The following is a 15,810-nucleotide window of genomic DNA, read 5'->3' on the forward strand; positions in this document are numbered from 1 at the left end:
CCGTTTTGTTGCCGCTTTTTTCATTTTGTTGCCGGAACAGGGACTTTCGTTGCCGGAATTTTATTTTTGTTGCCGGTCCTTAATTTCGGTACCAAAGGAAGAAAGACTAATTCTGTAAGTCCTCTACTTAACTAAGTAATAAATTATACTTTCTTCAACTAAAACAAAGGAACCCGCCTAAAAGTGGGTTCCTTTGTTAGTTTAATCATGTACTTCATCTTTTTTCGCTGGCTTTTTTAATAAATCTTCTGGTTTTGTCAGTTCGACGATACAATAATCTCCCTCTTTAACGATGCTTCCCGGCTTTAGATTTTGTTTGCTGACATATCCGCTGCCTGCGGTGTTTAAATCCAGCTTCGCAAGACTCGCAACCTTCATCGCATCTCTTAAGGACCATCCGTGCATATCCGGAATCGTCATTTCACCGTCAGTTTTGATGATGATCCTTTCGCCCTCGAGGAGCACGCTTCCCGCTTTTGGCGCTTGATCCGCTACCGTTTTCCCTTTCCCGACGGTGACGGCCTCATATCCCGCTTCCGTTAATTGCTGAACAGTTTCCCCGACAGACTGACCCTTATATTCGCCGATTTTTTTCAATTCTTTTTTATCAAAATTAGATGGCTTTATGTTCAGGTACTGCAGGCTGCTCTTCATAACAGGATTGAAGATTTCCGAGAGCGGATCAGCACCTACCTTGCCGCCTTTTAGCTCCGGCTGTTTGACCGCAACATACATGACCAATTGCGGGTCATCTTTTGGAGCCATTCCGAGGAATGAGAACGTATAGTTCTCAAACCCAGTGAGATAGCGCCCTCCAGGTCCGGACATCTGGGCCGTGCCTGTTTTACCGGCAACTTCATAGCCGTCAATTTGATATTTTTTCCCCGTCCCATTCTTTGCTGTAATGACGGTACCTAAATATTCACGGACCTTTTTTGCTGTTTCCGCCGATATTGGCTTACCGGCCACATGCGGTTTTGTCTCTTTGATTACCTTATCGCTGCCTGCTTCGTTGATTTCTTTTATGACATAAGGCTTCATCATGTTTCCGTCATTGGCTATCGCAGATGCGGCTTGGATTTGTTGAATGGGTGTAATCGCACTGGCCTGCCCGAATGCGGTGGAAATTTTATCACGTTTATACTTGTATTGTATTTTACTGGTTGCTTCATGCGGTAAGTCTATTCCTGTAGGCTTATCGAAGCCAAAATCTGTTAAGTACTTTCTTAATATTTCGGAACCGATTCCCTCCATGGCTATGGTTGCAAAGCCCACATTCGAGGATCGCTGCACTCCCTCCAAGAAAGATATTTGCTTTCCATCAGGAATGCCGCTGTGATCATTTATCGGTTTAGTGCCGGGCACTTTATAGGATCCGGTCGTGAAAGTGGCATTCGGATTAAACTTCCCTTCTTCCACAGCAGCTGCCAAAGTAAATGCTTTCATCGTCGAACCCGGCTCGAAACTCTCTTCCACCGCAAGGTTATGCCAAGTATCCGTTAACCCTTCCTTCGTCTGTGGATGGAAGGTTGGCCGTTGTGCCATGGCGACGATTTCGCCCGTTTTTGGGTTAGAAACAATCGCAATGATCTCTTCCGGCTTGTATTGATTTTGGACTTTCGTGATCGAGTCCTCCAGGAATGTCTGGATCTTTTTATCAATCGTCAAGTTTACATCTTTTCCATTTTTGGGAGGCGTAATCTTTTCTTCACTGCCCGGAAGCAGAACACCCCAGAAATCGCTGTCGTATTTCAGAGCGCCATCTTCTTCCTTAAGCTCACTGTTCAAAAATCGTTCTACACCCAGCTTGCCAACTACATTTCCTTTGTTATCGCTCTCCACATAACCGATTAAGTGCGATGAGAATACGCCATTCGGATAAAATCGCTTTGTATCGCGGCTAAAGGTAATGCCTGGCAAATTCAGTTTTTCAATTTTCCCCTTTACTTCATGAGAAATATCTCTTCCGACTGTGCCGAATTCTACTTGATCTGAGCCTTTTTTTGTCAGACGTTCATAAAAATACTGCTTATCCTCATCTAAATATTTCGCCAGTTGCCTGGCGGTCAACTCTGGATCCACAACATGCTTGGGATTATCAGGATCAGTTGTCATCTTTTTATCCAGCACCGCCTGAAGCGAATAGGAGGATGTATCCTCGGCAATCACTTCGCCTTTTGCGTCAAAGATCGTACCGCGTTCCGCTTCAATGACTCTTTGCTTTTCATACTTTTCCTCGACTTTGGCAGCCAACACTTCACCGCCAGCCCTACCCGTAGTTTGAATATAGAGAAAGCGGCCGATTAATACAAAAAAGAGCAGAGCGAATAATACAAATAATAGCGCTGCTCCTGTTTTCATATTTTTTTGCTTGATTTGCATTATTCCTGCACAACCTTCACATTATTTTCGTTTAACATGAGGCCAAGCTCAGCAGCTTTCTTCCAGATGCGTTCATAAGTACTTAGCTCATCTACCTGGACCGCCAAATCGTTCGTTACTTTTATTTGTTCATCAATGGATGCTTCTGTCTGTTGGATCTCTTTATTGGTTTGATAAATGGCGCTTTGGTTCGAAATGATTTTCACCCCGGCAAAGGCAATGGCCAAAGCCAACGTACATAAAAGCACCACTTCACCAAAGGATATTTTTGCTTTATGGATAATGACTGTCTGGACTGTTTTTTGCTGTTCGGATTGTTGCTGTTCTTGGATTCTCTTCGCGATAGAACTCATCGGAATTCCCCCCTAATTCATCTCTTTAATTTTTTCTGCAATTCGTAATTTAGCTGATCTTGATCGATTGTTTTCTTGCAGTTCTTCGTCGCTTGGCAAGAGCGGTTTCCTGTTTACCAACTTTAGTGTCGGCTGAAATTCATCGGGAATGACAGGAAGTCCCGGCGGAAGCTCCGGTAAATCACTGTATTTCTTAAAGACAGATTTGCAAATCCTGTCTTCCAGCGAATGAAAGGTGATGACTGAAATTCTTCCTCCCGGCTTTAAAATCGAGATCGATTGCTCCAGCGAATCTTCAAACACGCCTAGTTCATCATTCACGGCAATGCGAATCGCCTGGAAAATCCTCTTTGCGGGATGTCCTCCCTTTCTCCTTGCCGGTGCTGGAATTCCGTCTTTAATCAGCTCGACTAATTCATAGGTTGTCTCAATCGGTTTTTTTTCTCTTGCAGCCTCTATTTTTCTTGAAATTTGTTTAGCGAATTTTTCTTCTCCATATTGAAAGAAAATCCTGGTAAGGTCCTGGTATGACCAGGTATTTACAACGTCATAGGCGGATATCCGCGCGCTTTGATTCATCCTCATATCGAGTGGCGCATCATGATGATAGCTAAAGCCACGCTCCGGTGTATCTAGTTGCGGAGACGATACACCCAAATCATACAGAATCCCATCGACCTTATGTATTCCCCTGCTTGTTAACTCTTCTTTAATATGTTTGAAATTGTTTTGAATAAGGGTGACACGTTCCCCATAGCTGCTTAACTTTTCTTCGGCATTTCTTATCGCGGTCATATCTTGATCAAACGCATATAACCTGCCAGTGTCCGAAAGTTTTGATAGTAAATATTCGCTGTGTCCTGCGCCTCCAAGAGTACAATCGACATAAACGCCATCCGGCTTAATGTTTAGTCCATCCACCGTTTCCCTGAGTAATACAGTTGTATGTTGAAACATGATAACACCCTTCCAATCGGTGATTATTTGAAGCTGATTCTTCCTTTAAAGACTGCAGATTAAATATCAAAGCCAATCATATTCTCTGCAATCTCAGCAAAAGAATCTTCTGAGGTTGAAAAATAGTCTTCCCAAAGGGACTTGCTCCAAATCTCAATTCGATTGGAAACTCCGAGAATGACGCATTCTTTTTCAAGCTGACCATAGGAAGTAAGCGGAGCAGGGATATTAATCCGTCCTTGCTTGTCCAATTCACATTCCGTCGCACCTGAAAAGAAAAAACGTGTAAAAGCGCGGGCGTCTTTTTTAGTTAAAGGCAGGGCTTTCAGCTTTTCTTCGAGCTGTCTCCATTCGTCCATTGGGTAACCAAATAAACACTGGTCCAGTCCGCGGGTAATCACAAACTCTTCACCGAGGTTGTCCCTGAACTTGGCAGGTACGATTAAACGGCCCTTATTATCAATGTTATGATGGTATTCACCCATGAACATAGCCACTAACCCCACTTTCCCTTTCAAATGTACCACAATCCCCCACTTTTCACCACCACTTTTTAAAATTATTTCCCAACAAGGGATTTCATCCATTAAAAACGCTTTTATATAGGGCTTTGTGGAGTAATTTTTTTTTCATTTTTTGTTTTTTGCATAAAAAAAAGACAGGAAATAATTCCTGCCACTTCACTAAATTATAAGCATTATAAGTAGATAACCTTGTGTTTATTATCAAATTCATAGTCCATTTTCATGATATCTTCAATGAAAGTGGGGCCATACTTATTAAGATAGTAAAAAATATTCCAGATTCGTTCCTGTGGTGAACCGAGCGGAAATAGGGATGTTTCAATTCTATTATATTTTTCAAGTACTACCGAATGTTTATCCTTGGTGCTGTTTATGATTCGATCGTACATAAAATCCAGCTGCCCTATCAACAAGTTCCGGTTTTTTTCAAGCAATGGCTGTAATCCTTTGTCAACTTCAATTGCTTTTCTAGTTAAGGCTATATGCTTTTCTTCCAGTATGGTTCTCATTAACTTAAATTCAGCTTCAAGCGATTGATCCTTCACAGAATCAATAAAGGATTGTTTTGCAGACTCTGTTCCCTTTGTTAAAACAGTCTCCAAATCAAGTCTGGTCTCCTCCAGATCCGTTGCGATGCCACGCTCTAAAAAGGTGATATTCAATCTCGGTATGATAGGCGGCATTTTCAAGCCAAATTGTTCAAAGGCTTGCTTTAATTCTGCCCAATATGCTATTTCGCCGGGGCCCGAAATAAAAGCGAGCACCGGAAAAAGCATTTCCTGCATAATCGGCCTGGTCACAACATTGTTGCTTAAATTCTCCGGTTGATTCTCGGCTATTTCGATAAGCTCGGCTTCAGTGAAAGAAACGCTGCCATTTTTTCCAACGTATTTTGATCCGGACAACTCAAGCAAGGTACGTTCCTGTTTTTCCCGATCATAATAGAAGAGGTTGGCTGCCCTGTCATCCATTTCGATTGTGCGTTTATAGCCTTTTTCCAGCATGAATGCCTGCTGGGATAAAACAGCATCAGTCACTTTGCCGCTCTTCTCAATCAGTTCTTTAAAATAATCCGCCTCAATTCTGCGAAGTTCGGGATCTCCGGCATCCATCAGCAGCAAGCCATATTTGTTAAACCAGTCAAGAATTAACGATGCAAAAAAATCGACGAATGTCTCTCCCTTTTCAAGCATCTCCTTTGCTTGATGAAGCAAATCATTGGTGAATTCACTTTCTCCGTATGTTTCGACAACTTCGTCAATCCAGGCCATTGCCGACCTAGCATCTAATTTCATATCGGTTATCATTGTTTTAAAAGGATGATATAACGGATAGGTTTTTTTGCCTTGCATCGTATACACATGATTTACCTCGGCTAAATCATGGTCCTCACCCGCAATCCAAAATATAGGAATGACTCTTTTACCAAGGGCTTTTTCCTGTTTCTCGGCAAGCTTAATGATAGAAATGACTTTATGGATGGTATATAACGGTCCTGACAGTAAGCCCGCTTGTTGTCCACCAATGACGACTACCGAATCTTGTTTTCGGAGATCCTCCATATTTTTCAGCACTTCAGGTCCCGGATTGAATCTGGACATATAATTCTGTATGTAATCTGCCAATTCATCGCGCAGAAAGGAACGGGTCATGAGCTCGTTATATCTTGCCTGAAAAAGGTCAGAACTTGACAGGTTATAATGAAAGTAATCTTCCACTTGCAGATTACCTTGTGTATAATCTGAAGCGAACTGATTTAATAACGGCAACATGAGATTTTTAATCTCCATTTATGTACTCCCTTTCTCAAGCTTTTAATTCTTAAGTAGTATATCATTGTGTGTTTAGAAAACAAAAAAAGTTGCCCGGAACAACCTGCACCTCGGGCAATTATTTTTATCCTATATGAAGACGCTTGTAACCCGGTATACAAGACCGCATAGAACGAGAATAAAATAAGCACAGAAGAAAAAGGCGAAGTTCATTCTCCAAAACCCTTTGGCCACTTTATGTATCACGATTTCTCCCTTTACTTTATAATGTACAATCACCACTAAGAGAGCCAGCGCAATCATAATAAGCAAGAGCAGCCAAAACACAGACTCCCCCCATATTGCCAGAATCAAATAATGGACGGATAAAATAAATAAAAGCGTGCTGAAATCCATGGAAAGATGAACAGCCCGGCGATGATTCTTCGTAATCTGTTTAGCAATTACGAAAAAAATAAGATACGCGAAGAAGGGGATTGTGATAATTGTAGCGGCAATTGCTGAAAATAAAGTCGTCACATACGATCCCCCCCCTGATATTCCTTCCCTTTAACCATCCGATAAACAGCATCTGTAAGTAGATGGCTCTTGTTCTTTTCTTTGGCGATTGAAATCAAATAGCCTGAAATCGCGTCAATTTCAGTTTTTCTTCCATTTTCTAAGTCTTTTAAAAGAGAGGATCGATTGTTTGCTGTCTTTTGGCATACCTGTTTCACATGCTCTTCATATGCAGCGGCATCTTCCAATTCAAGAATCTCGCTGATCTCATTGAAATAATCTCTGAACAGGCCGTAATAATAAGGATTTTCCACTAATTCACCATTTCTAATGCCGAGGATACCTGTTAATGGATTGATGACGCTATTGACGACCAGCTTTTCCTGTAACATTTGGCGATAGTCTTTAACCACAGTAATTGGAAATCTTTCTATCTTCTTATGTAATAGCTGCAGGTGGTCTATTTCCCCGCGGTATCGCGCTATCTTCGTGACTCCCTCGCCGGTGTGCTCAACAGTATTCCCATTATGCTTCAGAGCGCCATGCTCCATTACGCCCAGATAAATATCGTCCTGCGGTAGCTCTTTAAGCATCTTCACGTGGGAATACCCATTTTGGATAAACAAGATTGGCGAAGGGGTTTTTTGGATTTTTTCCATAAGTCCTTCGAGATGGTATTGCTTTACTGCGATAATCAGAAGCTCTTCCTGACGGCTAATATTCCCGGAAGTCATGGCGCGCACTTTTTTTAAAAACCGTTCGTTTCCCTCTAAGAGAGTTACACCTTCTTCATTGATTAGGTCCGCTTGTTCTTTCGTCCTCGTATATAGCACAACTTCATGAAAACCACTTAAATATGACGCAAAAAGCAGACCGACAGCTCCCCCGCCAATGATGCCTATTTTCATTATACCCGCTCCAGTATGATTATCTTTATATTGTAGCAAACAACCGCTTTTCATGAAAGAATTTAAATCATTTGTTAGATTATCTTTAGCAGAATAATTGGATGATTTATTATATAATGAATTAAAGCGGTTTCTATATAGAATCAACGCTCATATACTGTTTACAATAAAATTACTGCCAGACGTGAGGGGGAGCTTTATGGAATACAAGGTGGAACGCTTACTTGTGAATTATAAAACACTGGAAGAATTCAAAAAGTTTAAAGAATACGGCCTTCAGGAATTATCAATGGTGGATGATTTAGAAGAAAACATCATTGAAAATGATAGCCAGTCGCCTTTTTACGGCATTTATTTCGGCGATAAATTAGTTGCCCGGATGAGCTTATATGAAAGAAGCGCAAAGTTTGACCGCTATTTTGAACCGAAGCAGGATTTCCTTGAGTTATGGAAACTGGAAGTGCTCCCGAACTATCAGAAAAAAGGTTATGGAGAAGCCCTTGTTAAGTTCGCGAAAGGGTTCGGCCTTCCCATTAAAACAAATCCGAGGGTACGGTCCCACGAGTTCTGGAGTAAAATGGACTTTCAGCCTGTTGAATATGATATGGAAAGAGATCTTGGAGAAAATCCTCTCCTATGGCAGCCAGGCGAACAATCAACATAACTTACAAGGGTGTGCCCTTTATACAAACAGGGCACACCCTTTATTTATTTACCTTTTCCAGATTACCGTTTTTGTCCATTTGGAATTTCACCTTCGTGCTTTTCTGGTCCTCTTCCAAAATGATTAGCTTTCTCGCCCTTTCCAAAATCTGCAGCAACGAGTGATAATCTTCTTCAACAGCTCTAAGTTGTTCCTTTAGTTTGCTGTTTTCCTCCTGCAGGACTTCATATCCTTTTTTCACTTCATTATACCCGTTTGTCAGTTGATCTCTCTCTTTGTTGAAAAGCTTCGAAAATTCATCGAGCTTCGTTAAATATTGAATAACTTCCTCAATCGTGACCCCTGTTGAAGATGTAGGAGCTTGCGGTTCAATCTGTTCGGCAGCAGGTAAGGGCACCTGAGAAGACTCAGGAATGCTATCTATTTCTTCCCCATTTTCTTTCTTATTCTCTTTTCGTTGTTTTTTAGCGAGCTCAATACCGGATTGATATTGCTTCCTCACGTAGGAATTCCACCTAAAACCACAGGCTGCAGATGTCCGGGACAATCTTCTTCCTACTTCTTCAAATGCCTTGAGCTGAGTGCTTCCTTCTCTGATATGCCTCAATACTAATTCTGCTAGCAATAAATCTTCATCTTGCGTCCATGCATCCTGTCTCGCTATCGACATCTTTATACCCCCAAAGCAAGTTTTATTTCATACATATGCACTTGCTAGAGTAGATAGAAGGGAGATAGAGGTGTTTCTTAAAAAAATCCGGATTATTTTTTCTTGTTCAAGAAGCTTTCAACAGCAACAAGATGGGCTTCCGTTTCCCATAGCTTTGCGCAAGCTGCGACTTCCTGGTTTATTCTCTCTTTTAGCCCAAGCTGCTCCCATTTTTTTACGATCAGCTGCTTGTATGCTAACATAACGCCTGTTTCAAGGCCGATGAGCTCATTGATAGGACTGTCCCAGACCGATGCAGAATCCCCCACGATGTAATCAATGAAACCGATTTGTTTTCCTTCTACTACAGGTAAGACATTCGCTTCCAATAAAAGCTTGATCGCAGCCTGATACGGAAGCTTTTCATATAATAGAGAGGCCCCGCCCCAGCCTGTCGTTATTCCTTGCCGGCCTTGGATGAAACCGAATTTCGCTTTCTCTCTGGCTATTCGGAAGTCACATGCCGTTGCGAGCTCACAGCCTCCTCCGACCGCGCTTCCATTCAGGAAAGCAACCGTTGGTTTAGGAAACGTCGCTAGCTTGTATACGATTTCTCCCATTTTTGATAACATTTTAAATGAATCTTCTTCTGTCTTCAGCACATGAAACTCACTAAGATCCCCACCGGAACAAAAAGCAGCATCTCCTTCTCCGGTCAATATGACCAGCTTAACAGCATCATCAGCTTCTGCTAGAATGAATGCATTATGCAGACCGTTCATCACGTCATCATTTATTGCGTTTCTCTTGTCCGGACGGTTTATCGTCACCAATAAACAACCATTCTCATTTTTCTCAAGTTTTACAGCATCATTCATTCTATTCACCAACACTCTCTTATCCTGATAGGAACTTTTATACATTCTCGAATGTAAGGTCGATATCCTGCTTTTAATATCAAAAAACTCGCCGATTGTGCCTTTGGCAGATGGACATTAGACGTAGCTGCATTTATGCAGATAGGAAAGATTAAAAGAAAAAGCACAGAGACAAGGTCTCTGTGCTTTACACGAAAGGAATTAGTTGTTCACAACGTCTTTTCCTTTGTAAGTTCCACATTCTTTACATACACGGTGTGAAAGTTTCATTTCACCGCAGTTCGGGCATGCTACCATACCTGGTACTTGAAGCTTAAAATGAGTACGGCGCTTTCTTTTAACAGTTTTAGACGTTCTTCTAAAAGGTACAGCCATTATTCCCACCTCCTTAAAAAATAGATGAAGAAGCAGTGAAGACCGAAAAATGTAGTCTTCGGAGTTTACAATCAAGATTCCTTATTGTTGTCAAAAAAGTTCGCAAGACTTGCCAGCCTGGGATCGACTTTTTGTTTGCTTTCTTCTTCGGTCACAACAGCCCAGTCATTCCCTGATTGAGGAGCAGCATCTTCGCTGCGGGCATCCTCGCAAAATACCTGCATCGGAATTTCGAGCAATAAATTTTCTTTAATTACCGGTATAAGGTCTACAACATCGCCTTTCAATACAGTTACATCATCATCTTCCAGATCATAACTCGCCGCATTTAATAGAAAGGTTTCCGTTGTGTCAATATCAATCGGATATTTTACATCTACCAGCGTTCGGGAACAAGGCAAAATGAATTGTCCGGATAAATGCAGATGGAAGGTAACCTTTGAAGAACTGATGTCAGCTCTGCCGGTCACTTTTATCGGAGAGACGTCACGAATTTGTTTGTCTCGCTCCTTTAGATCTGAAACATCTACCGTTTCATCAAGCTGTAGTTCTTTTTCCCGTATTTTTTGAAGTTGACTAATTGTCCATTCCAAATGAATCACCTCAAGGCAACAAAGGTAATTATAGCTGTCAATCTACCGTTTGTCAATATTTTTTCTTTACACTATAATTAAACATTATACCCGCTTTGCGGCCGGTTCATGCCTAATTAAAAGTTATGAAAATCCTGATGTTCGCATCAATAAAACAAGAGGTTTTACGATAGCCTATTTTACCATTAGAACTTAAAAAAACAAAATAATAAGGAGGTGAAGCAATGAAAGCGGTAGGATTAGTTGTTGAATACAATCCATTTCATAACGGACACGCATATCACTTAAAGAAAAGCAAAGAAGCTGCGGATGCAGACACAGTTATCGCCGTTATGAGCGGCCCTTTTCTTCAACGCGGCGAGCCTTCACTTATAAGTAAGTGGGCGCGAACGGAAATGGCTCTCCATGCAGGTGTCGATCTAGTCATTGAACTTCCCTATCCTTTCGCCTCGCAAAAGGCGGAAATTTTTGCTCGCGGTGCGATCTCCATTCTAGAAGCACTGCAATGCGATTCATTCTGCTTTGGCAGCGAAAATGGGAAGATCGAACCTTTCCTTGGTACCTATCAGCTGCTTGAAGAGTATCGGGAACAGTATAATGGGTTAATTAAAGAGCATATAAAAGAGGGATACAGTTATCCCCGTGCGGCTTCCCTTGCTTTCGGAGGACTATCGGTCGATGCTGCACTCGATTTATCAAAGCCAAATAACATTCTTGGCATGGAATACATTCGTGCCGCTTTATCGAATGATTTCGCCATCAAGCCCGCGACAATTCCACGCATCCAGGCTGAATATCATGACCCGGCACTTACTGAAAACACTATCGCCAGCGCAACAGCTATCCGAAAGGCACTTTTTGAAAATGAAAAAAAAGCCGAAGCTATCGATGGATATGTTCCCGCTGCTTCGAGTACCATTTTAAAGGAATACCTTTATCAGTATCAACATTTCCATAGCTGGGATCTATATTGGCCGCATCTGAAATACCGCATTCTTTCTGCTTCAGCAGACGAGTTAGAACAAATATATGAAATCGAGGAAGGCATACAGCATCGTTTAAAGGATGCTAGCGGACAAGCGCAAAATTTTCATGAATTTATGACAGCGATAAAGACGAAGCGCTACACCTGGACAAGACTCCAAAGAATGTGTGTGCATATTCTGACTAACACAACAAAGGCAGAGATGTTTCCCTTGCAGGAACGCCCCTCCTATTTACGGCTATTAGGCATGTCACCCGTCGGAAGAAGCTATTTACGAAATATCAAAAAGAAAGTGCCGATTCCATTAGTCTCAAAGCTGTCATCGTTTGAATCCAAAAAAATTCAAACCGATATTCGTGCATCACGGATTTACGCCCTCGGACTGCCTGATCCATATCAAAGCAGACTGATGAATCGGGATTTTGAAGCACCGATATTGCTGGACAAATTTGAATAGTGGATTCAAATCTTGATAAAGAGCAGAAATCCAGAGCCTCGAGCACAAATTCGATTAATCGAGCAGAAATCCGGATCATCGAGCACAAATTCGATTAATCGAGCAGAAATCCGGATCACCGAGCACAAATTCGATTAATCGAGCAGAAATCCGGAGCATCGAGCACAAATTCGATTAATCGAGCAGAAATCCAGAGCACCGAGCACAAATTCGATTAATCGAGCTGAAATCCGGATCACCGAGCACAAATTCGATTAATCGAGCAGAAATCGGATAATCCATAACAATTATCATAAATGAAGAGGATAAATATAACAAGCCGCTCCCGGTGAAGATTCACCAGAAGCGGCTTGTTCAGTCCTTTGATCTTTTACTTTAATTTATCAAGATATTTCAAGGCATCATCTACTGTATCGACGGGGACAATTTCCATATCCGTCTTTATATCCTTTGCCGCAATAAGTGCCTGCCGATAATTGGACCGCTCAGCGCCATTTTCATTTGGGGCAAAGAAAATATCAGCACCGGCTTTATCAGCTGCGACAATCTTTTGCTGGATGCCACCGATCGGGCCGACCGTCCCATCCTCTGACATCGTTCCCGTACCGGCAATCTGGTACCCTTTTGTAATATCTCCTTTTGTCAGCTGATTGTATATTTCAAGGGTAAACATCAAGCCAGCGGAAGGACCGCCAATTTGATCGGTATCCATTGAAATAGCGGGATCTGTAATCACCTTTTTGTCATCATCCAGAGAAATGCCGATTCCGACCTTTTTGTTATCCTCTTCAAACTGTTTAAGCTTCAAAACCACCGTTTCCGTTTCTGATTCTCGTTTATATACAAGGGTAACGGTGTCACCCGCTTTCTTTCCACCTACATAATCAATAAACTGCTTAGACGATTGAAATTTGAGATCGTCCACCTCTATAATCTGATCTCCTGGCTGTAATTTTCCATCTGCCGGCATTCCTTTAAGCACATTAAGCACGTACACGCCCAAATATTCAAACGATATCGGCTTCCCGGCTTTTTCATAAGCAATCTGAATCGCATTGTTTTTGGAGCCATCCATCAGGTGAAGCTGTCTGACATTAAATTCCTTATCCGTTTCACCTTCACCCCGGATCTCAGCCTCCGGGTAAATTTCATGATATTTATTAAATTTCGCCATGGCATATGAATAGATATTTGCCTTGCCCATTCTTACGGTTGTCAGCATAAAGTTTCCGGAAGCATCATCGCCCCCCTCAACTTCAACAAGGGGTTCCAAATCTTTTGCCATTCCGGGTTTGGATACGTAGTAAGGCAAATAGTAGAAAGATGATGCGATGAGAAGGACAACAACGATAAGGAAAGAGCGAATGTAAGTTTTACGGTTCATCTCGGTGAGACTCCTTCCATTTTTCGATTGATTCTTTGACCTGCTTAATACTTCGTCTAGCTTCTTCTTCTCCAATACTAATAATCTCGAGAATGTTTGTAAACGATCTAGAATTGTACTGTTCGACACGCGGGCGGATCATCACATCAGAAGCAATTTTTCTGCTTTCCACTAGTTCCATCTGCAAAATATCCAGGCTTTGCATGATCACATCATAAATCGATGAAATTTCCTGATCCTGTTTTACATGTGCGACATCCACAGCGATAATAATGTCAGCGCCCATCTCCCTGGCGACTGAAACGGGCACCCGATCAACGACTCCCCCATCAACCAATAAGCGCCCTCCGATCTTTTCCGGGACAAATATTCCCGGTATCGAAATGCTCGCCCTTACTGCATCGGCAGTTGACCCTTCTTTAAAGACGACCTTTTCACCAGCCTTAATATCCGTTGCCACGACGGCTACAGGTATATCAAGATCCTCGAGATTTTTCCCATAGGTAAAAACCCTAATGAGTTCCTTTGCCCTCTTTCCAGATATAAAACCCATTTTAGGTACGGTAAAGTCTAAATAATATCTTCTTTTAAATACACGGGATAATTTATATAGCCTTTCTATATCATTCGATCCGGCCGCAAAAAAAGTACCTACGAGGGCACCCATGCTGCTTCCGGCAATCATATCGACTGGGATTCCCTCTTCCATTAAAACCTTGATAACACCTAAATGGGCAAAGCCCCTTGCTCCTCCAGAGCCGAGTGCTAGCCCTATTTTCGGCTCCTGCAACGGAATCCCTCCCTACCTAAATAACTCTCTTCCAATCTTATGGTCTAAAGTGCTTTTGTATAAGCATATTGTGTATAACAGGACAAGGCCGGCTAAATCCGCCACTTTAAGTACGATATACATTCGCCACTCATTCATAGTATTTCCATTTTATCATTTAAGAAGATAGATGCCCAGCAGATTCCTTTCATGAGGAGGACTAGTTCTTGTTAAAATCTAAAATCAAATCATTCTTGCTTGCTGCCTCGGCTACAGTGATGGCAGGAGCGCTCATCTCATTGCCCGAAGAATCCTTTGAAGCTTCCATCAGGGGATTAAATATATGGTGGGAAATCGTTTTTCCTTCTTTATTGCCTTTTTTTATCCTGTCCGAATTACTTATCGGATTCGGAGTCGTTAAATTCATCGGCATCTTGTTGGAGCCATTAATGAGACCTTTATTCAGGGTGCCCGGTGTTGGCGGATTTGTCTGGGCGATGGGCATGGCTTCGGGGAATCCTGCTGGAGCAAAGTATACCGCACGATTGAGACAGGAAAAACAAATCACAAAAATTGAAGCGGAGCGGCTCGTTTCTTTCACAAGCTCCGCAAACCCTTTATTTATTTTTGGAGCTGTCTCAGTGGGCTTTTTCCATAATCAACATTTAGGAATCATGCTAGCCTTGTCCCACTATTTAGGGAATATTTGTGTCGGCCTGATCATGAGGTTTCACGGAAAATCAGAAGCTGTAAGCGTAAATGAAAAAACGGTGCCAGTCTCGATTCGAGCAGCCCTTGCTGAAATGCACCGGACAAGGTTAAAAGAAAAAAGACCCCTGGGTAAGCAGCTAGGGGACGCCGTTACCTCTTCCATCCATACTTTACTAATGATCGGCGGTTTTATCATTCTTTTTTCAGTGATTAATAAAATGCTTTATCATTTATATGTCACCGAGATTCTGGCAGCGGGAATTAAATACATTCTTTCAGCCATTCAGTTTCCTGAATCGTTAAGCGTGCCTTTTATTTCCGGAATATTTGAAATGACGATGGGCTCCCAAATGACGAGCCAAATCCCAAGTGTAACACTGCTAGAGCAGGCTGTGATGATTTCGTTCCTTCTCGCCTTCAGCGGACTCAGCATACAGGCGCAGGTTGCCAGTATTCTGGCCGAAACGGACATCCGCTTCCTCCCATTCTTTATTTCAAGAGTGATGCAAGGTTTTTTTTCTGCGGGTTTCACCCTGCTTCTGTGGAAGCCCGTATATGAAAAAATTGATTGGATGGAACGCAATTCAAACTCCTATCCGGTGTTTGCTCCATGGGACTCCGGCTGGAATATAAACATCTATGAATACTTCGTGTCATACGGACCGATCATCACTATCGCCTCTTTAATGTTGTACATTTTTATCTACGCTTCAAGAATCTACACGAATAGAAATTAAATTTCTTCAGATAAAAAAAGCGCAAGCGCCCTGTAAAAGGAACATCGGCTAAGAACGACACGTCCTGAGCGTCGAGGCTGGGCGCTGTAGTTAGACATCAATACATGTTAAAGATTTATACTTATCTTTTCAAATAAAGGCTCTGTTTAATTCCATTGTTGATTTTCAAATGGTCATGGAATCTACTCGCTTTCCGCGGACGAACTGGCAAGCC

General features: G+C 42.0%; 16 protein-coding genes. 3 read left to right on the forward strand and 13 right to left on the reverse strand.

The features are described from left to right. Positions 1–201 precede the first annotated feature (201 nt). The 7 genes from D0463_RS17365 to D0463_RS17395 form a co-directional block, all read right to left on the reverse strand. Complete coding sequence (locus D0463_RS17365; protein WP_117308629.1) at positions 202–2,382, reverse strand: penicillin-binding protein; 2,181 nt, start codon at positions 2,380–2,382, stop codon at positions 202–204. Further along, positions 2,382–2,735 (reverse strand): cell division protein FtsL, encoded by a 354-nt coding sequence (gene ftsL / locus D0463_RS17370; RefSeq protein WP_117308630.1) that lies wholly within the window; start codon positions 2,733–2,735, stop codon positions 2,382–2,384. Before ftsL ends, D0463_RS17365 begins: the two co-directional genes overlap by 1 nt. A 12-nt stretch (positions 2,736–2,747) precedes the next feature. Further along, on the reverse strand, positions 2,748–3,692 hold the full coding sequence (gene rsmH / locus D0463_RS17375; RefSeq protein WP_117308631.1) for a 16S rRNA (cytosine(1402)-N(4))-methyltransferase RsmH: 945 nt from the start codon (positions 3,690–3,692) through the stop codon (positions 2,748–2,750). A 59-nt stretch (positions 3,693–3,751) separates the two neighbouring features. Continuing rightward, on the reverse strand, positions 3,752–4,183 hold the full coding sequence (mraZ, locus tag D0463_RS17380) for a division/cell wall cluster transcriptional repressor MraZ (RefSeq protein WP_117308644.1): 432 nt from the start codon (positions 4,181–4,183) through the stop codon (positions 3,752–3,754). A gap of 206 nt (positions 4,184–4,389) precedes the next feature. Further along, positions 4,390–6,006: a bacillithiol biosynthesis cysteine-adding enzyme BshC gene (gene bshC / locus D0463_RS17385; protein WP_117308632.1), complete on the reverse strand. Its 1,617-nt coding sequence runs from the start codon at positions 6,004–6,006 to the stop codon at positions 4,390–4,392. 111 nt (positions 6,007–6,117) lie between these two features. After that, positions 6,118–6,507: a DUF3397 domain-containing protein gene (locus D0463_RS17390; protein WP_117308633.1), complete on the reverse strand. Its 390-nt coding sequence runs from the start codon at positions 6,505–6,507 to the stop codon at positions 6,118–6,120. Then, entirely contained in the window at positions 6,504–7,394 is an 891-nt protein-coding gene (locus D0463_RS17395; RefSeq protein ID WP_160118469.1) for a 2-dehydropantoate 2-reductase, read from the reverse strand. The genes D0463_RS17390 and D0463_RS17395 overlap by 4 nt, the downstream gene beginning before the upstream one ends. 199 nt (positions 7,395–7,593) lie before the next feature. Here D0463_RS17395 and D0463_RS17400 point away from each other — a divergent pair, with 199 nt between their 5' ends. Continuing rightward, a complete protein-coding gene (locus D0463_RS17400; protein WP_117308635.1) occupies positions 7,594–8,058 on the forward strand; it encodes an N-acetyltransferase in 465 nt (154 codons plus the stop codon). A gap of 40 nt (positions 8,059–8,098) precedes the next feature. Here the strand turns inward: D0463_RS17400 and D0463_RS17405 are convergent, their stop codons facing one another. The 4 genes from D0463_RS17405 to D0463_RS17420 form a co-directional block, all read right to left on the reverse strand. Further along, positions 8,099–8,728 (reverse strand): RsfA family transcriptional regulator, encoded by a 630-nt coding sequence (locus D0463_RS17405; protein ID WP_117308636.1) that lies wholly within the window; start codon positions 8,726–8,728, stop codon positions 8,099–8,101. A gap of 92 nt (positions 8,729–8,820) precedes the next feature. Then, positions 8,821–9,585, reverse strand: coding sequence for an enoyl-CoA hydratase/isomerase family protein (locus D0463_RS17410; protein ID WP_117308637.1), 765 nt, complete (start codon positions 9,583–9,585; stop codon positions 8,821–8,823). 201 nt (positions 9,586–9,786) lie between these two features. After that, positions 9,787–9,960 carry a 50S ribosomal protein L32 gene (gene rpmF / locus D0463_RS17415; protein WP_117308638.1) on the reverse strand — a complete coding sequence of 58 codons (174 nt, stop codon included), beginning with the start codon at positions 9,958–9,960 and terminating at the stop codon, positions 9,787–9,789. A 71-nt stretch (positions 9,961–10,031) separates the two neighbouring features. Further along, positions 10,032–10,553, reverse strand: a complete 522-nt coding sequence (locus D0463_RS17420; protein WP_117308639.1) for a YceD family protein — start codon at positions 10,551–10,553, stop codon at positions 10,032–10,034. Positions 10,554–10,777: 224 nt separating this feature from the next. Here D0463_RS17420 and D0463_RS17425 point away from each other — a divergent pair, with 224 nt between their 5' ends. Then, positions 10,778–11,995, forward strand: coding sequence for a nucleotidyltransferase (locus D0463_RS17425; RefSeq protein WP_117308640.1), 1,218 nt, complete (start codon positions 10,778–10,780; stop codon positions 11,993–11,995). A gap of 370 nt (positions 11,996–12,365) precedes the next feature. Here D0463_RS17425 and D0463_RS17430 read toward each other — a convergent pair whose 3' ends face one another. After that, complete coding sequence (locus D0463_RS17430; RefSeq protein ID WP_117308641.1) at positions 12,366–13,379, reverse strand: SepM family pheromone-processing serine protease; 1,014 nt, start codon at positions 13,377–13,379, stop codon at positions 12,366–12,368. Then, the gene (locus tag D0463_RS17435) at positions 13,369–14,169 is read right to left on the reverse strand and encodes a patatin-like phospholipase family protein (RefSeq protein ID WP_117308642.1); all 801 of its coding nucleotides are present in this window, start codon (positions 14,167–14,169) and stop codon (positions 13,369–13,371) included. The genes D0463_RS17430 and D0463_RS17435 overlap by 11 nt, the downstream gene beginning before the upstream one ends. A gap of 206 nt (positions 14,170–14,375) precedes the next feature. On the opposite strand from D0463_RS17435, the gene ylbJ reads away from it, so the two are divergent. Beyond that, complete coding sequence (gene ylbJ, locus D0463_RS17440) at positions 14,376–15,596, forward strand: sporulation integral membrane protein YlbJ (protein ID WP_117308643.1); 1,221 nt, start codon at positions 14,376–14,378, stop codon at positions 15,594–15,596. Positions 15,597–15,810 lie beyond the last annotated feature (214 nt).

This window comes from Bacillus sp. V59.32b (genome assembly GCF_003429085.1).
In the GTDB taxonomy this organism is placed as follows: domain Bacteria; phylum Bacillota; class Bacilli; order Bacillales; family DSM-1321; genus Peribacillus.

Bases quoted from the DNA above. Each gene is read 5' to 3' on its own strand.
- bshC (WP_117308632.1), bottom strand. From the start codon at position 6,006: ATGGAGATTAAAAATCTCATGTTGCCGTTATTAAATCAGTTCGCTTCA.
- D0463_RS17395 (WP_160118469.1), bottom strand. From the start codon at position 7,394: ATGAAAATAGGCATCATTGGCGGGGGAGCTGTCGGTCTGCTTTTTGCG.
- D0463_RS17400 (WP_117308635.1), top strand. From the start codon at position 7,594: ATGGAATACAAGGTGGAACGCTTACTTGTGAATTATAAAACACTGGAA.
- D0463_RS17425 (WP_117308640.1), top strand. From the start codon at position 10,778: ATGAAAGCGGTAGGATTAGTTGTTGAATACAATCCATTTCATAACGGA.
- mraZ (WP_117308644.1), bottom strand. From the start codon at position 4,183: ATGTTCATGGGTGAATACCATCATAACATTGATAATAAGGGCCGTTTA.
- D0463_RS17430 (WP_117308641.1), bottom strand. From the start codon at position 13,379: ATGAACCGTAAAACTTACATTCGCTCTTTCCTTATCGTTGTTGTCCTT.
- D0463_RS17410 (WP_117308637.1), bottom strand. From the start codon at position 9,585: ATGAATGATGCTGTAAAACTTGAGAAAAATGAGAATGGTTGTTTATTG.
- D0463_RS17365 (WP_117308629.1), bottom strand. From the start codon at position 2,382: ATGCAAATCAAGCAAAAAAATATGAAAACAGGAGCAGCGCTATTATTT.
- D0463_RS17405 (WP_117308636.1), bottom strand. From the start codon at position 8,728: ATGTCGATAGCGAGACAGGATGCATGGACGCAAGATGAAGATTTATTG.
- ftsL (WP_117308630.1), bottom strand. From the start codon at position 2,735: ATGAGTTCTATCGCGAAGAGAATCCAAGAACAGCAACAATCCGAACAG.
- rsmH (WP_117308631.1), bottom strand. From the start codon at position 3,692: ATGTTTCAACATACAACTGTATTACTCAGGGAAACGGTGGATGGACTA.
- rpmF (WP_117308638.1), bottom strand. From the start codon at position 9,960: ATGGCTGTACCTTTTAGAAGAACGTCTAAAACTGTTAAAAGAAAGCGC.